The organism is uncultured Rhodoblastus sp. (assembly GCF_903903185.1).
Taxonomy (GTDB): domain Bacteria; phylum Pseudomonadota; class Alphaproteobacteria; order Rhizobiales; family Beijerinckiaceae; genus Rhodoblastus.
Genome location: NZ_CAIUXT010000223.1, coordinates 36,367 through 51,169 on the forward strand (window position 1 = coordinate 36,367; position 14,803 = coordinate 51,169).

At 65.4% G+C, this 14,803-nt stretch carries 15 protein-coding genes and 3 pseudogenes; 8 read left to right on the forward strand and 10 right to left on the reverse strand.

The features are described 5' to 3' along the window. Positions 1 to 44: 44 nt before the first annotated feature. The 3 genes from QZY01_RS20020 to QZY01_RS20030 form a co-directional block, all read right to left on the reverse strand. Positions 45 to 1,295, reverse strand: coding sequence for an O-antigen ligase family protein (locus tag QZY01_RS20020; RefSeq protein ID WP_294540715.1), 1,251 nt, complete (start codon positions 1,293 to 1,295; stop codon positions 45 to 47). Further along, positions 1,292 to 2,464 carry a glycosyltransferase gene (locus QZY01_RS20025; protein ID WP_294540717.1) on the reverse strand — a complete coding sequence of 391 codons (1,173 nt, stop codon included), beginning with the start codon at positions 2,462 to 2,464 and terminating at the stop codon, positions 1,292 to 1,294. The genes QZY01_RS20020 and QZY01_RS20025 overlap by 4 nt, the downstream gene beginning before the upstream one ends. A 79-nt stretch (positions 2,465 to 2,543) precedes the next feature. Continuing rightward, positions 2,544 to 3,104, reverse strand: coding sequence for a polysaccharide biosynthesis/export family protein (locus QZY01_RS20030; RefSeq protein WP_294540719.1), 561 nt, complete (start codon positions 3,102 to 3,104; stop codon positions 2,544 to 2,546). A gap of 185 nt (positions 3,105 to 3,289) precedes the next feature. Between QZY01_RS20030 and QZY01_RS20035 the strand changes: the two genes are divergently transcribed. Together QZY01_RS20035 and QZY01_RS20040 are read left to right on the forward strand one after the other, a co-directional pair. Further along, entirely contained in the window at positions 3,290 to 5,596 is a 2,307-nt protein-coding gene (locus QZY01_RS20035) for a Wzz/FepE/Etk N-terminal domain-containing protein (protein WP_294540721.1), read from the forward strand. A 72-nt stretch (positions 5,597 to 5,668) separates the two neighbouring features. Beyond that, entirely contained in the window at positions 5,669 to 6,151 is a 483-nt protein-coding gene (locus tag QZY01_RS20040; RefSeq protein ID WP_294540723.1) for a glutathione peroxidase, read from the forward strand. A 6-nt stretch (positions 6,152 to 6,157) separates the two neighbouring features. Here the strand turns inward: QZY01_RS20040 and QZY01_RS20045 are convergent, their stop codons facing one another. The 7 genes and pseudogenes from QZY01_RS20045 to QZY01_RS20070 all read right to left on the reverse strand — a co-directional run bounded on the left by QZY01_RS20045 (position 6,158) and on the right by QZY01_RS20070 (position 11,097). Beyond that, positions 6,158 to 7,081: a division plane positioning ATPase MipZ gene (locus QZY01_RS20045; RefSeq protein ID WP_294540725.1), complete on the reverse strand. Its 924-nt coding sequence runs from the start codon at positions 7,079 to 7,081 to the stop codon at positions 6,158 to 6,160. A gap of 68 nt (positions 7,082 to 7,149) precedes the next feature. Beyond that, positions 7,150 to 8,346 (reverse strand): FAD-dependent monooxygenase, encoded by a 1,197-nt coding sequence (locus QZY01_RS20050; protein ID WP_294540727.1) that lies wholly within the window; start codon positions 8,344 to 8,346, stop codon positions 7,150 to 7,152. A gap of 53 nt (positions 8,347 to 8,399) precedes the next feature. Then, the gene (locus tag QZY01_RS20055; RefSeq protein ID WP_294540729.1) at positions 8,400 to 8,642 is read right to left on the reverse strand and encodes a zinc-finger domain-containing protein; all 243 of its coding nucleotides are present in this window, start codon (positions 8,640 to 8,642) and stop codon (positions 8,400 to 8,402) included. Positions 8,643 to 8,794: 152 nt separating this feature from the next. Further along, a pseudogene (locus tag QZY01_RS20060) lies at positions 8,795 to 8,970 on the reverse strand (DoxX family protein); the annotation flags it as partial. A 68-nt stretch (positions 8,971 to 9,038) separates the two neighbouring features. Further along, positions 9,039 to 9,935, reverse strand: coding sequence for a DNA-binding domain-containing protein (locus QZY01_RS23885; protein ID WP_342394918.1), 897 nt, complete (start codon positions 9,933 to 9,935; stop codon positions 9,039 to 9,041). Next, positions 9,930 to 10,778, reverse strand: a pseudogene (locus tag QZY01_RS23890) (DUF692 domain-containing protein); the annotation flags it as partial. The pseudogene QZY01_RS23890 and the gene QZY01_RS23885, both read right to left, overlap by 6 nt. Before the next feature lie 22 nt (positions 10,779 to 10,800). Beyond that, a complete protein-coding gene (locus QZY01_RS20070) occupies positions 10,801 to 11,097 on the reverse strand; it encodes a DUF2282 domain-containing protein (protein WP_294540733.1) in 297 nt (98 codons plus the stop codon). Between the two features lie 178 nt (positions 11,098 to 11,275). Here QZY01_RS20070 and QZY01_RS20075 point away from each other — a divergent pair, with 178 nt between their 5' ends. The 6 genes and pseudogenes from QZY01_RS20075 to QZY01_RS20100 all read left to right on the forward strand — a co-directional run. Continuing rightward, complete coding sequence (locus tag QZY01_RS20075) at positions 11,276 to 11,848, forward strand: sigma-70 family RNA polymerase sigma factor (protein WP_294540734.1); 573 nt, start codon at positions 11,276 to 11,278, stop codon at positions 11,846 to 11,848. Positions 11,849 to 11,861: 13 nt separating this feature from the next. After that, positions 11,862 to 12,500, forward strand: coding sequence for an NrsF family protein (locus tag QZY01_RS20080; RefSeq protein ID WP_294540735.1), 639 nt, complete (start codon positions 11,862 to 11,864; stop codon positions 12,498 to 12,500). A 25-nt stretch (positions 12,501 to 12,525) separates the two neighbouring features. After that, on the forward strand, positions 12,526 to 13,296 hold the full coding sequence (locus QZY01_RS20085; protein WP_294540737.1) for an alpha/beta fold hydrolase: 771 nt from the start codon (positions 12,526 to 12,528) through the stop codon (positions 13,294 to 13,296). 50 nt (positions 13,297 to 13,346) lie between these two features. Next, the gene (gene cysE / locus QZY01_RS20090; protein ID WP_294540739.1) at positions 13,347 to 14,198 is read left to right on the forward strand and encodes a serine O-acetyltransferase; all 852 of its coding nucleotides are present in this window, start codon (positions 13,347 to 13,349) and stop codon (positions 14,196 to 14,198) included. Between the two features lie 70 nt (positions 14,199 to 14,268). Continuing rightward, a complete protein-coding gene (locus tag QZY01_RS20095) occupies positions 14,269 to 14,664 on the forward strand; it encodes a DUF3126 family protein (RefSeq protein WP_294540741.1) in 396 nt (131 codons plus the stop codon). Positions 14,665 to 14,689: 25 nt separating this feature from the next. Beyond that, a pseudogene (locus tag QZY01_RS20100) lies at positions 14,690 to 14,803 on the forward strand (gamma carbonic anhydrase family protein); the annotation flags it as partial.

Below are 14,803 nucleotides of genomic sequence, written 5' to 3' on the forward strand. Positions count from 1 at the left end.
TGAAAAAGATGCAAGTTCGATCGGGGCTTTGGTCTGCGGGAACGTCAATCCCTGCAAGCCGGCCCGCCCTGCGACAGCCAGCGGCGGCGGGCCGCCTCTATGCCCCAGACCGCGCCAAGCGACACGTAGAACATCCGCCAATGGTCGAGATCGATCTGAAAACCCTGCAGGAAAAACACGAAAGTCGCGGCAAACAGCACCTGCGCCGGCCGCGTCCAGGGATGGTGGGTCAGCGACTGGCGGAAGCCGACGAAAATCGTCGTCAGGGTGAGCAGGATAAAGCTGAAGCCGCCGAGCCAGCCGTTGGAGGCGAAGGCGTTGATATAGGAATTATGCGGCTCCAGCCCGAAGGTCAGCCGGAATCGCAGCGGCCCGAAACCGTTCGGGCGCTCCAGCAGCATCGGGATCGAGCGAATCTGGTTGCCGAAACGCCCGTTCGGCCCCTGGTCATAATCCTGCGCGACGGCGGCGCGCTGGAAGAAGAAGTCGCGCACGCTGTCCACCGACAGCGCCGCCATCAGAGCCGCCGCCGCCAGCAGCGCCACGCCGGCGGCGCCCGAGACGATGCGCAGCCGCATTTTGGTCGAATCCGCCGTCTTGAACAAAAAGGCGACGACCAGGACCAGCGACACGATGGCCGCGCCCCAAGAGCCGCGCGAAAACGAAAGGAACAGCGCGGCGAGGATCAGGGCGAGTCCTGGCAGCGCAAGCCAGATCCAGCGCCAGCGCCCGAGCAGCAGCCTTTGCGTCAGATAAAGCAGGCCGGTGACGAGATAGGAGCCCAGCACATTGGGGTCCTTGAACGGGGCCATGGCGCGGCCGTCCTTGATCCATTCCTCGCCGGCGCCGAAAGCGCCAAACCAGCTGACGACGGCGATGGCGGCGGCGATGACGCAGGAAATCGTATAGCCGACCAGCAGCAGGTCGAGCCGCCGGCAGGTATTTTGCGACAGAAACAAAGCAAAAAACACCCCCGTCGAGGTGATGAACGTCGTGTGGGCCATGAAGTCGATCGGATCGGCCTCGTTCCACCAAGGAATCAGCGAGAGGAAGCCGCCAAAAGTCCAAAGTTCAAGGAACAGGATGAAGGGAAACACCGCGCGATGCAGCGTGAACCCGCCCAAAATCCATAGTCCGGCCGTGATCAGGATCAAGAAGTCATAGGGCGAGGGCTCGATGAAGACGATCGAGCCAGCGCTGACGGTCAGAAAGAAAAACCCGTCCACCAGCCGGCCATAGTCGAATCTCCGCCGCGCGCCGCGCGGCGTCGGCCCCGGCATCGCCAGATCGGTCACGGCGCGGCCTCCCACGCCGGCGCCTTGAACGTGGCCCGGCGCTCCAGCGCTTCGTCATAGGCTTCGAGGATGGCGTCGACCATGGCGGGGAGCGCGAATTTCCCGGCGACATGGCGCGTCAGCAGCGCATGTTGTTCGGCCTCGATCGGCGGGTCGGCGTCGATCGCCGCGATCATCGCTAGCGCCAGCGCGGCAACATCGTCAGGCGGGATCAGTTTTTCGCGCAGCGGGCCGAAAATCTCGGGCAGGCCGCCGACATTGGTCGCGATGACGGTTTTTCCCGCGGCGATGGCTTCCAGCACGATATAGGGCAGGGATTCGCGGCGGCTCGGCGCGACCACGACGCGGCCAAGCGCAAAAGCCGCCCGCGCCTCGCGCGGCGCGGCGAAAGAGACGGGACCGGCTAGGCCGTAAAGTGCGACAAGCGAGGTCAGCCGCTCCCGTTCGGCGCCCGATCCGACCACGACGAGGCGCGGCTTCCGCTTCCCGCCGGCATGGATTTGCGCCATGGCCTCGATCAGAAGGTCGACGCCCTTGAAGACGGATAATTCGCCGACATAGACGAAATCGGCGGCGTCCGGCGCGGCTTTTACACTGGCGAATTCCTCGCGCCGCAGGCCGTTCCTGACGACGCGCTGCAAGGCGGCCGTCGGTCCGACGCCTTGCCGGAAGGCCCGGGCGATGAAATCGCTTTCGAACAGCACGAGGTCGGTCCGTTTCGCCGCCAGCCGCTCGACCGACATATAGAAGCCATGGCCCTGCTGGCGGTGAAAACTGCCGCCATGCGGCGTGTAGACCCGGATCGCGCCGCCGGCGCCAGGCAAGAAGCCGAGCGCCCGCGCGTAAAGCCCGCCTTTCGAGCCGTGGCCGTGGACGATATCGGGCGCAAGGTCGAGGGTTTGGCGATAGACATGGACGGTGGCCGGGAAGTCGCTCCAATGGGGTTCGCGGCGCATCGGCAAGCGGGTCACGCCGAGGCTCAGATGGGGCGTCAGTTCGTCGAAGCGCCGACGCGCGACTTCTCCGCCGGTGTCCGCGTCGGCGATGACGCCGACCGTATGGCCGCGCGCCGCCTGTTCGCGACAAAGGTCGGCGACATGGCGGAACAGGCCGCCGACCGGGGCCCTCAGCACATGGAGAATGCGCAGGCTGCGCTGACGGGAGTGCATCTGTCCGGCTTCCTGAAACCGGATGGTTTTATCGCTGGAACATTAAAAAACCGGGCGCCGGACAGGCGCGCGATCGCGTTCAGAAAAACCGCTCCTGAATAAGAATCGTGTCGCCGGGTCTGACCGGCTGGTTGATCGGCGCCTCGAAGGTGATCGTGCGACTGTCCTCGTTGCGCGTCAGTTGCGCGCTGTCCTTGCGGGCGCGCGGCGAAAAACCGCCGGCGATGGCCACCGCCGTCTCGACCGTCATGCCGTTGACGAAGGGATATTGGCCCGATGTCGTGACTTCGCCGAGCACGAAGAACGGCCGGTAGGCCTCGACTTCGACCGAGACGCGCGGCTCGCGCACATAGCCGTCGCGCAATTTTCGTTCGATTTCGCGCGAAAGCTGCGCGGTGGTGCGGCCATTGGCGGGAACCAGCCCGATCAACGGCATGGCGATCTGGCCGGAACTGTCCACCGCGAAGGAATTGCTGAGCGAATCCTGGCCGAACACAATGACGCGGACCCGGTCGCCGGGGGCCAAAGTATAGACCGTGCGGGGCTGCGACTGGATCTCGACGACGTCGTTGCGCGGATTGGCGCAGCCTTGCAGCGTCGCGGCCATGGCGAGGCAGATCAACAGAATGGCTCGGCGCATGGGCAGTGACCTGATCATTAAAGCGTTTTTTACGGATAAAAGCGCTCTGGCGACCGCCGTGGCCTCGCGATTTTTCAGCCACACTATCGGCTTATGGTTAACCGAACCTTGTTGGCGGACCGGTCTCCATTAACCCGGTTTCAACCATGATCGACCTAGGCTGGGGCAGGGCGACGGAGTGGGCGATGGGTACGAAACAGCTTGAATTCCGGGCGGAGGAAGGACCCGACGAAGTCGATCTCGACGGCGTGCTGGCGGCTCTTCGCCGCAACAGCGCGCGGATCGCCGCCGTGACGCTCGCCGCGACGGCGGCGGCGCTGCTGTTCTGCCTGATGGTCAAGCCGCGCTATCTCGCCGAATCGCGGATTCTCGTCGAGAATCAGGAAAGCTATTTCACCCGGGCTGATCCCGACGGCTCGCGCCTGGCCGATGCGCCGGCGCTGCTCGACGCCGAGGAGATCAACAGCCAGATTCAACTCCTTACCTCGCGCGATCTTGCCCGCAAGGCCATTGCCGTCCTCGGGCTCAAGGGCGATGCGGAATTCGACGCCGCCGCCGAGCAAGACAATTTCTTAAAGCGCGTTTTGTCGGCGCTGGGGGCGGGCGCGTCCGACCGGGCGCTTGAAGACCGGTTGCTGACCCGTTTCTTCGACCATCTGACCGTGATGTCGCCGGCCAAGACCCGGGTGCTGCAGGTTGAGTTCACCTCGCGCGATCCCGATCTCGCGGCGAGGGCCGCCAATGTCGTCGCCGATCTCTATATCGAGCTCAAGGGCGAGGCCAAGCGCGACAGCGCCATCCAGGCGGCGCGCAACCTGAAGCCGCTGATCGCCGCGCTGGAGGCGCGCGCCGCGCAAGCGGACGCCAGGGTCGAGGAATATCGCGCGGAAAACGGCCTGTTCGACAATGGCCAGAACGCCACCGTGCCGGCGCAGCAATTGGGCGAAATCGCCGCGAAGCTCGCTGAGGCGCGCGCCGCGCAATCGGAAGCCGAGGCGCGGGCGCGGTCCTTGCGCGACTTGCTGCGCGAGGGCCGTCTCGCCGACGCCGGCGACATATCGAGCAACGATCTGGTGCGCCGCATCGCCGAGCAAAGGGTGGTCGCGCGCTCCCAGCTCGCCTCCGAATCGCGCACGTTATTGCCGGCCCATCCGCGCATCAAGGAGCTGAAGGCGCAACTGGCCGAACTCGACAAGCAATTGCGGCTGGCGGTCGACAAGGCGGCGCGCGGCCTCGATAATGACGCGCGCGTCGCCGGCGGGCGGGTCGATAATCTCGCCGCGCTGTTGGAGGACCAGAAACGCGCGGTCGCCGTGTCCAGCGCCAGCGAGACGCGGCTGCGCGAATTGCAGCGCGAAGACAAGATTCTCAAGGACCAGCTCGCCAGCGAGGCGGCGAAATATCAGGCGGCGCTGGCGCGCGCCGATTCCGGGTCGGCGCCGCCCGACGCGCGCATCATTTCGCGCGCCTTGGCGCCAAGCCAACCGGTGTTTCCAAAAAAAGGACCGATCGTGATTTTTGCCGCCTTGGCCGGGCTGGCGTTCTCGGTCGGCTTCCTCGCGGCGCGCGAAATGACCCGGCAGCGCCGGGAGGAGGCGCCTTTGGCGCCGCCGGCGCCGCGCGAAACGGTTGGCGCGCCGGCCGCCGCGCCCGAAGCCGACCTTCCCGCACCGCCCGAGCCGGCGCCTGTGTTGCAGCGGCTCAAACAGGCGGTCTCCGATTTTTCGACGCCAGCTTTGGCGCTCGAAGGCGCGGAGGCGGTTCTCGACGCGCCGGAACCTCAGGCGGAGGGGCAAGCGGCTATGCCCGACGGCCAAAAAATTTCGGCGCCGGTTCTTGCTGAGCTCACGGCGGCCTTGCCATCCGAGCCGCCTGTCGCACAAGCGGCCCCGGCGACGCGCGAGGCCCGGAAATGTTCGCCGGTCCTCACCGAGCGGATCGCCCGGGCGGCGATTTCCGGCGGCGTCAAGGTGCTGATCGTCTGCGCCGAGGACAGCGCGCCCGCGCGCCCCAGCCTCAAAATCGCGCGGGCTCTGGCGAGGGAAGGCCGCGCCATGCTCACGCAGGTTGACGAGGAGGATGTTTTCCTGCACGCCGCCCTCGAACAGGCCGACGGCGCGGGAATCGCCGGAGAATCGCAACCGGGTCTGGCGCAATTGCTCAAGGGCGAGGCCTCCTTCGCGCAGGCCATCTACCGCGACGCGGCGTCGCGCCTGCACATCGTCCAGGCGGGCGGCCCGGTCGAGACCGAAGACGGCGATCTCGGGCTTGTTCTCGACGCGCTGGCCGCGACCTATGATTTCGTGCTGATCGCCGGGGGCCGGGGCCTGGCCGCGACCTCGCTCGCCGCCGAGGCCGACCTGACGGTGATTTTTGCCGGCGACGCGCGGATGCGGGAATATCTGCGCGACGATTTCACGGAGGCCGGAGCGCGGGAAGTCATCCTCGCCGCGTTGGATTCGGGCGGCGAGGCGGTCGAAATCGCGGCGTGAGATATGATCCCGGCGACTTTGACTTGGACGCCCGCCCAGCCTTTAATGGCCGCCATCAAACCGGAGGCCTCCATGAGCGAATTCGCCGATATCCAGGTCGAGACCATCGACGGCGCGCAGCAGAAACTGGGCGATTACGCGGGCAAAGTCCTGCTGATCGTCAATGTCGCCAGCAAATGCGGCTTTACGCCGCAATATGCCGGGCTGGAGGCGCTGCAACGCCGCTTTGCCGCGAAAGGCTTCGACGTGCTGGGCTTTCCCTGCGACCAGTTCGGCCATCAGGAGCCCGGCGACGAGAAGGAAATCAAGAGCTTCTGCACGCTCAAATATGACGTGACCTTCCCGCTGTTCGCCAAGATCGAGGTCAATGGCGAGGGCGCGCATCCGCTTTATCGCTACTTGAAGAAACAGGCCCCCGGCCTGCTCGGCACCGAGGGCATCAAATGGAATTTCAGCAAGTTTCTGGTCGGTCGCGACGGCCGGGTCCTGAAGCGCTACGCCCCGACCGAAAAGCCGGAGGATATTGCGGGCGACATTGAAAAGGCGCTGGGGTGAAAGCCTTCACTCGCCCCTTCGCGCGCCAAGATCGCGGTAATAGTCGGAAATCTGCTCGAACCAGATGTGGCGCGATTCGAGATGGTCGGCGCCAGCGACGCGTTCGGGCAGGCGCAGATCGCTGACCAGGGCGTCGATTTCGCGCCGCGCCGATTTCTGCGAGGCCGTCAGGGTGTGATGGAACTCTTCGAGCGCGTCGAGCGCGGTCAGGCCGAGCGGAAACAATTCGCGAAAGATCACGCGGTCATGCAGCCCTTCGGCGACGCGGAACCGCAATTCCACCGCGAGTTTGCGAAGGGTCTGGTCGACCTGGCGCGCATTGTTGGTTTGCAGCGTCGCCACGCGATTGCGCACCATGATCCAGTCGATCAGGCCATTGTCGACGAGGCGGCGCTTGCGTCGCGCCTCCAGCACGATTTCGGCATATTGCGCCACCATGCCGCGCTGGCTGCGGTCGTGATGCACCCGCGACAGCACGTCCATGTCGATAAAGCTGTCGTTCATCGGCGAAATCAGCGTGTCGGCGAGCGAATGGGCGAGTCGCATCAGATAGGAATCGCTGGCCGGCGTGTCGATCACGACAAATTCATAATCATGCTCGACCTCGCCGATGGCTTCGGCGAAGACCGCGAATTCGGCGGTCTCGCTGTCCTGCCGGTTGGGTGATTCGCTGCGGTCGGGGGCGAAATGTTTCGGCAATTCGACCTTCCATGGCGCGGTCCTGGCCCAGGAGGCGCGATTTTCGAAAAACCGCGTCAGCGTGCGCTGGCGGATGTCGAGGTCGATGGTGGCGACGCGATAGCCTGCCTTCATCAGCGCGACGGCAAGATGGATCGACAGGGTGGACTTGCCGGAGCCGCCCTTTTCATTGGCGACGACAATCACATGGGCGGCGCGCAGTTCGGGCGCTTCGTCAGCGTCGAAGGTCATTATCCGATTTGCGCTCCAGAATGGTTAACCGTTGCTTAACGCCAAAGGCTTCGCGCGGCAACGGGACTTCAGGCCGAATAGATCCAGTTCTGACGCCTGAGCAGCCGGTCCGGGCCGGACGCGCGCATCACGAGGTCGCGGGCGAACGCCTTGAACCCGGACAGGTGATAAATCTCGCCCTGGTCGCGCGAAGCCTGCTGGATGCGGCCCGCGCGGGCTTTTCGCGCGGAGGAATATTCCGCCAGCGCGCCCGCCGCGTCTTTCGGTCGGGCCTTGACCGCGCCCGCCAGGGCGCGCGCATCCTCGATCGCCTGCGCCGCGCCCTGCGCCAGATAGGGCAGCATGGGATGGGCGGCGTCGCCGAGCACGGCGGTGCGGCCCCGCGCCCAGGGATCGATCGGCGGCCGGTCGAACAGCGGCCAGCGCAGCCAATTGTCGCCGGCGCCGATCAGGTCGAGCGCCTCGCGCGTCCAGTTCCTGAAACGGTTGAGCAAAAATTTCCGGTCGCCCTGATTGTTCCAGAAATCGCCGGCCTCGCCATCGCCGCGCCAGCTGTCCTCGACCAGAGCGACGACATTGACCACCTGGCCGCCGCGCAGCGGATAATGAACGAGATGCGCCCTGTCGCCGAGCCACAGATTGGAGGCGGGGCGGCGCATTGCCTCCGGCAGGCCGTCGGCGGGCAGCAGGGTTCGCCATGCGGTATGGCCGGTATAGACGGGCCTGTCGTTTTCATCGCCAAGCAAGCGCGAGCGCACCACCGAGCGCAGGCCGTCCGCGCCGATCAGCGCTTCGCCGGCGGCGCGACGGAAATCGTCGTTGTCGCGATAGGTGACGGCGACGCCGCGCTCGTCTTCGATGAAACCGGTCAGCGTGGCGTCGGTGCGGATTTCGATGAGGGGGCTTTTTTGCGCCTGTTGCAGCAGGGCCGAAAGCAGGTCGGCGCGATGCACGTTCAGATAGGGCGCGCCCCAGCGTTGTTCGGAGTTTTCAAGCGACAGACGGGCCAGATCGGCGCCATCGGTCCCGCGCCGGATGCGCACCATTTGCGGGGCGACGGCGGCGCCGTCAAGCAGTTCCAGTACGCCCCAGTCGCGCAGGATGCGGCAGGCGTTGGGCGCGAGCTGCAGGCCGGCCCCGACCTCGCGGAACGCCGGCGCGCGCTCCAGCACGAGGCAGGCGCGATCGATTTGCGCGAGCGCCAGCGCCGCCGACAGACCGCCGACGCCGCCGCCGGCGATCACAATGGGGTCACGCGAAGTCAAGGACATGCTCCGGCCATGAAAACCCTTCGCGGCGCATTTTCAGGCGGCCAAATTCACGCGGCTTGCGCCAAAACTTCGCATTCCGCCGGGTCGGAATGGCCGTGCAGCGCTTCGTCATAAACGTAAAGGGTCGAGCAATAGGGGCAAATCGCCTCGCCGTCCGAACCCATGTCGATATAGACATGCGGATGGTCGAAGGGCGCCAGCGCGCCGATGCACATGAATTCCCTGGCGCCGACGCGAATTTTGGGCAGGCCCGGCTGGTTGTGGAAATGCGGAATGGCGTGGTCCGACATGAACTCGATCCTGATGCGAGGCGCGGTCCGATTTGGGGAGGCGAGGCGCCCCCGATCGGGAACGGGAAAGCGCGCAGCTTAATCAATCGAGGTCGTTTTGGGTAGGGGCCTTTCGCTTGCCGGTCATGCCCTGTTCTTCCCTATCCGGCGCGCCACGCCATGGCGTTGGGCGCCGGATAGGGAATTTCCGCGCCGAACAGATGCAATTGAACGCCTCGCCGAACAAGGCCTCGGCGCCGTTGCTCAAGCGCAGGAACCCGTCCCATTTGCTCAGGCCGGATTTGAAGAACGGCACGGCCAAAGCCAGCCGCAGCGCGGTTTGCGCCAGATCGGCGATTCTCGGCTGAATCGTGCGCCAGGACGGCAGTTCCAGCGGCGGATTTTGGGTTCGCGCGGTCATTCCGGCTCTACTTCCTGCTCCGTGAAATCGATAATCGCGCCGATGAGCGTCAGCTCGACCAGGGTCTGGCCGAAATCGAAAGTTTCATCGCTTTCGCCCGCCCGCCGAGCCGCCTCGCCAAGGGTTTTCCCCTCAAGGCAAGCGCGGAGGAAGGTCGCGGCGCCAGGCGGGCAGGGTTTGACCACCAGTTCGGCCGCGGGCCGCATCACCAGCGCGGTTTCGCCGCGCCACTCCCGCACGGGCGTCTCATGAACCTGGGCGATGGCGAGGATCGGCCAGTTCGAGGCGACCAGCGCCAGCGATGGATGAAGTCTTACGCGCTGTTCGCCGATTCGGGCCGCATCGAGTTCGGCGAGGCGCGCCGCGCCGAAGGGCTCGGCCTCGGGCGCGCGCCGGGCTTTGAGGCAGGCCCAGTCGAGCCGGGCGCTGTCGGGCAGATAGGGCGTTGCGCCGATGCCGGGGAAGGTTTCGAGAAAGGCGTGAAATTGCGCGCCATATTCGCCGAGAACCGGCGAGCGCGGCGGGAATTTTTGAATGAACAGCCGGGCGAGGCCGGCAAAAGCCTCGTCGCCGACGAGCAGCGCGAGGGTCGGGAACTGCGCCTTGAGCGCGCCAATGGCCGCGACGGCGCAATTATTGCGGTAGACGGCGAAACGCGCGGGCAGATCGCAATCGGCGAAGAGTTGCGGCGGCGGCAAGGCGGGGTTTTCGAGGGCTTGCGCGAACCGGGCCTGCCAGTTCTCGACGATGGCCGTTCCTCCCTTCTCCCCTTGCGGGAGAAGGTGGCTCGCCGCAGGCGAGACGGATGAGCGGGCGCTGTCCCGCAAGGCCCTCTCATCCGCCGCTTCGCGCCCCCTTCTCCCGCAAGGGGAGAAGGAAAGTTCGCCCATCATCCCGCTCGCCTTGCTGGTCTCGGCGAACAGAACTTCCCATTCGGGCACGTCATTGTCCCATTCGATCAGCGTCGGGCGCGGCCCGGCGCGGCGCAGGACGTGCTGGTAAAGCGCCCAGACCTCGTCGCTGACTGCGCCGCCGTGATTGTCGATCAAAAAGGCGCCGCGTGCGTCCCGCGCCTCGGCGAAGCCGGCGAGATGGATTTCCTCGACCTGCGAAAGCGGAAAGGCGTCGAGATATTTTTCCGCCTCGAAACCGTGATTGACGGCGCTGACGTGGACATTGTTGACGTCGAGCAGCAGGCCGCAGCCCGAAAGCGCGGCCAAAGCTTCAAGAAACTGCGGTTCGGCGAGCCCATCGCCGGAAAAGCGCAGGTAAGTGGCGGGATTTTCGATCAGGATGCGCCGCCGCAGGACGGTCTGGGTCGCGTCGATCCGGTCGGCCAGACGGCGCAGGCCGGCCTCGTCATAGGGCAGGGGCAGAAGGTCGGGGAAGGCGCGGCCGGCAAAATCCGACCAGGCGAGATGTTCCGACACCAGCGCCGGCCGGTATAGTGCGACGACGCGCGCCAGCCGCGCCAGTTTTTCGGGGTCGAGCCGCTCCGACGAGCCGAGCGACAGGCCGACGCCATGGACGCTGAGCGGATAAATTTCGCCGATCGCCGCCAGCCAGCGATGATTGGCGCCGCCTTCGTTCATGTAGTTTTCGGCGTGGATTTCGAAAAAGCCGCAATCGGGCCGCGCCGCCATGACCTTGGCGAAATGCTCCGGCTTCAGCCCGGCGCCGGCGGCATGGGCCGCGATGCCGGTCAGGGGAAGGTCGAGCCGGGGCTGGAAGGTCATGGCGAGGCGGCTCCTGAAAAGATCAGCGCTTGGGGACGTTGCGTTCGAGCGCGGTGAGCGAGCCCACCCTGTCGCCGGGAATTTTCAGGGTCGCGCAGGTTCCCGCAGGCACGAATTTCCAGCTGTTGCCCTGATAATCGATGGCGGAGGTTCCGGCGCAGGTGGTTCCCGCGCCCGCCGCGCAGTCGTTGGCCCCCTTGAGGGCGACGCCGAAGCATTTTTCGGTCTTGCTTTCGGCCTGGGCCGGCGCGGCTGCGGCGAGCGCCGACAACAGCGAGGCGGCGAGGACGAGATCGCGGGAGAGATTGGCTTTGGTCATGGTCGATGCTCCAGAAAGGGTTGGGCTTTCGCGCCCAACCAACCTTACGCGACAGGCTGCGTCTTCGTTACGGCGGCGTCAAAAAATTTTGTTTCGTGCGGAACCGCAAGCGCGGCAGGTGCTTTTTTTGCCTTTCCATTGTAACAATTCGCCGCTCTCAAGCGACAACAGGTCATGAATGCAGGATTTGCAGGCGCAGGATCGGGAATGGAGTGCGGCCATGCGCGCCGCGCTGGCAGGCGACGCCGCCGCCTATGCCCGCCTGCTGACCGGCCTGACGCCCTTTCTGCGCACTCTGTGCCGGCGGTCCTGCGCGCGCGTCGGTCTGGCGACCAGCGAGGCGGAGGACGCAGTGCAGGAAACCTTGCTGGCCATTCATCTCAAGCGCCACACCTGGGACTCCAGCCAGTCGCTGACGCCCTGGATTGCGGCCATCGCGCGCAACAAGATCATCGATGCGGCGCGCCGGCGCGGACGCCGCGCCGAAACCAATATCGAGGATTTCGAACATGTCCTCGCCGCGCCGCCGGAGACCGAGCATTTCGAACGCGAGCAGGGCCGGCAGGACGCCCTGCGCCTGCTCGTCCAACTGACGGGCAAGCAGCGCGAAGCCATCGAGGCGGTGTCGATCCGTGGCGAGTCGCTGCGCGTCGCGGCGGTGAATCTGGGAGTGACCGAGGGCGCGCTGCGCGTCTCCGTGCATCGCGGCCTGAAAACGCTCGCCGCGCTTTATCGCAAGTCCAATACGTGAAAAAGATGCAGCCATGAACACCGATGACCTCATCGCCGCGCTGGCGGCCGATAATGACACCAAGGCGACGCCGCTGCGGCGCTCGTTCGCAGTCGACGTCGCGCTCGGCTTTACGGCTTCTGCTGCGTTTTTCTTCGCTTTCCTCGGCTTGCGGAAAACCTTCTTCGCTTCGCTCGACGACCCGCGGTTCCTGTTCAAATTCGTCTTCACCGCGACCATGGCGGCCTCGGGCCTTGCGCTGGCCCTGCGGCTGGCGCGGCCCGGCGCGGAGACCGGCGCGGCCGGACGGGCGGTCTGGCTCGCGCCGGCCCTGCTCGTCGCCGCCTGCGGGGTCGAACTGGCGACGGTTCCGGCGGACCAATGGTTTGCGCGGATGATTGGCCAGAATGCGATTCATTGCCTTATTTTGGTGCCGTTCATGGCGCTGGCGCCGCTGGCGGGATTGTTGCTGGCGCTCCGGAACGGCGCTCCGACCGACCCACATCGGGCCGGCGCGGCGGCGGCCTTTGCCGCCTCGGGGCTGTCGGCGACGCTCTATGCGATGAGTTGCCCCGACGACTCGCCTTTTTTCCTGGCGGTCTGGTATATGCTCGGCACAGCCATTGTCGTCGCTGTGGGCTGGTTAGCCGGCGGGCGCCTGCTGCGCTGGTAAGCGCGGCAAGTCTCGGAACAAATTCATGCAGGAATTCTTGTCCGACGGGGTGCGCCTCGCCTTTGCAGACGCCGCTCCGGAAGGCGAGGATCTCGGCGAGCCGATCATGCTGATCCACGGCTTTGCCTCCAACCACGGCGTCAACTGGTTGTTTCCGCAATGGGTCAAGACGCTAACCAAGGCCGGGCGGCGGACCATCCTGTTCGATAATCGCGGCCACGGGCGCAGCGAAAAACTTTATGAACCGGCGCTCTACCGGCCCTCGATTTTGGCGCAGGACGCGGTCAACCTGCTCGATTATCTCGGGATCGGACGCGCCGATGTTATGGGCTATTCGATGGGCGCGCGGATCGCCGCTTACATGGCTCTGGCCGCGCCAGAACATGTGCGGGGCCTGGTTCTCGGCGGGCTTGGAATTCATCTGGTCGATGGCGCCGGCCTGCCGATCGGCATCGCCGACGCCATGGAGGCGGAATCGCTGAGCCAATTGACCGATCCGATGCAGATCATGTTCCGTGCTTTCGCCGAGGCGACGAAAAGCGACCTGCGCGCTTTGGCCGCCTGCATGCGCGGCTCGCGCAGCGCCATGAGCGTGGCGCAGGCGGCGGCGATCGAGGCGCCGACGCTGATCTGCGTCGGCTCGCAGGACGATGTGGCCGGCGACCCGCTGGCTCTGGCGGGCCTGATGAAAAACGCCCGCGCCCTGGTTCTGCCGGGCCGCGACCATAATCGCGCGGTCGGCGACAAGGAATACAAACAGGGCGTGCTGGCTTTTCTGGAGTCGCTGCCGCATTAGATTCGCGGCAAACGTGTTATGATCGTCTTGTCCGGTCCGGGGAGTTTTGGATGGCGACCATCGGCAATGTTTGGCCGCTCACAATCGACGATCCGGATCAGGTGTTCGCGCAAATCCGTTTCGAGGCGGAAGAAGCCTTGCGCCGCGAGCCGGAGGTTGGCGGCCTGCTCGCTTCCTCGGTGCTCAACCATGCGACGCTCGAACAGGCGGTGGGGCGCAGGCTGTCCGCGCGTCTGTCGCATCCCGATCTTTCCGGCGACGTCATCGAGCGGAATTTCCTCGATCTCACGGCGCGCGACGCCTCGCTCGGCGAAGGCGTCCGCGCCGATCTCCTCGCCGTCGCCTACCGCGATCCCGCCTGCCACCGCTTGATCGAGCCGCTGCTTTATTTCAAGGGCTTCCAAGCCTTGCAGACCCATCGGCTGGCCCATGCTTTATGGAACGCCGGCCGCAAGGATTTCGCGCTTTACCTGCAAAGCCGCTCTTCTGCGGTTTTCCAGACCGACATCAACCCGGCGGCGCGGATCGGCAAGGGCGTGTTTCTCGATCACGCCACCGGGCTCGTCGTCGGAGCGACGGCGGTGATCGAGGACGATGTGTCGATTTTGCACAGCGTGACGCTCGGGGGCACCGGCCTCGAAACCGGCGACCGCCATCCGAAAATCCGCCGGGGCGTGCTGATCGGCGCCGGCGCGAAAATCATCGGCAATATCGAGATCGGCCAATGCTCGCGCATCGCCGCCGGATCGGTGGTGCTCAAGACGGTTCCCGCCCATGTCACGGTGGCGGGCGTGCCTGCGCGCATCGTCGGCGCCTCCGGCTGCGCCGAGCCGGCGCGGGAAATGGACCAGATTCTCGTTGTAAAGAATGGCGACGAACGATTTCCCGACACGCCCGGTTAACTTTGCGCCCTTGCGCGAGGGCCGGCTTTTTGGCAAGCCTCGCAACCGGAACAGTGGATGGAGTGGGGTTTTGGACAAGAGCGAATTGCGCAAATTGCAGGAATTCTTGCGAAACTCCTTTTCCGCGCCGGACATCAAGGTGGGGCTCGATCCCAAAAACACCGAGCAGGCGAACGTGACCTTCGGCGAACGGGTGATCGGCACGATCGCTGTCGACGACGAGGATGGCGACCGCTCCTTTTCCTTCGCGATGAAGATTCCGGTCGAACGCGCGGCTTTGCAGGATTACCTGCGCCGCCTGTTCGACAATGAGGAGCTGAAGATCGTGGGGCGGCTGAAGAAAACCGATTCGGTCGAACTCAATCGCGGCGAGGATTTCCTCGGCGTGGTGTCCGCCGACGACCCCAAGGGCAAGTCGTATACCCTGCAAATGGCGATCCTCGATTTCGATCTCGAGGACTTGTGATCGTCCGCCCACGGGAGAGCCGCGCATGAGCATTTTCACCCTCGACGGCGAGGCGCCTGACCTGCCGGCCGACGGCCGCTATTTCATCGCCCCCGACGCCAATGTCATCGGCCGGGTGCGGCTGGGCGTGGACGCCAGC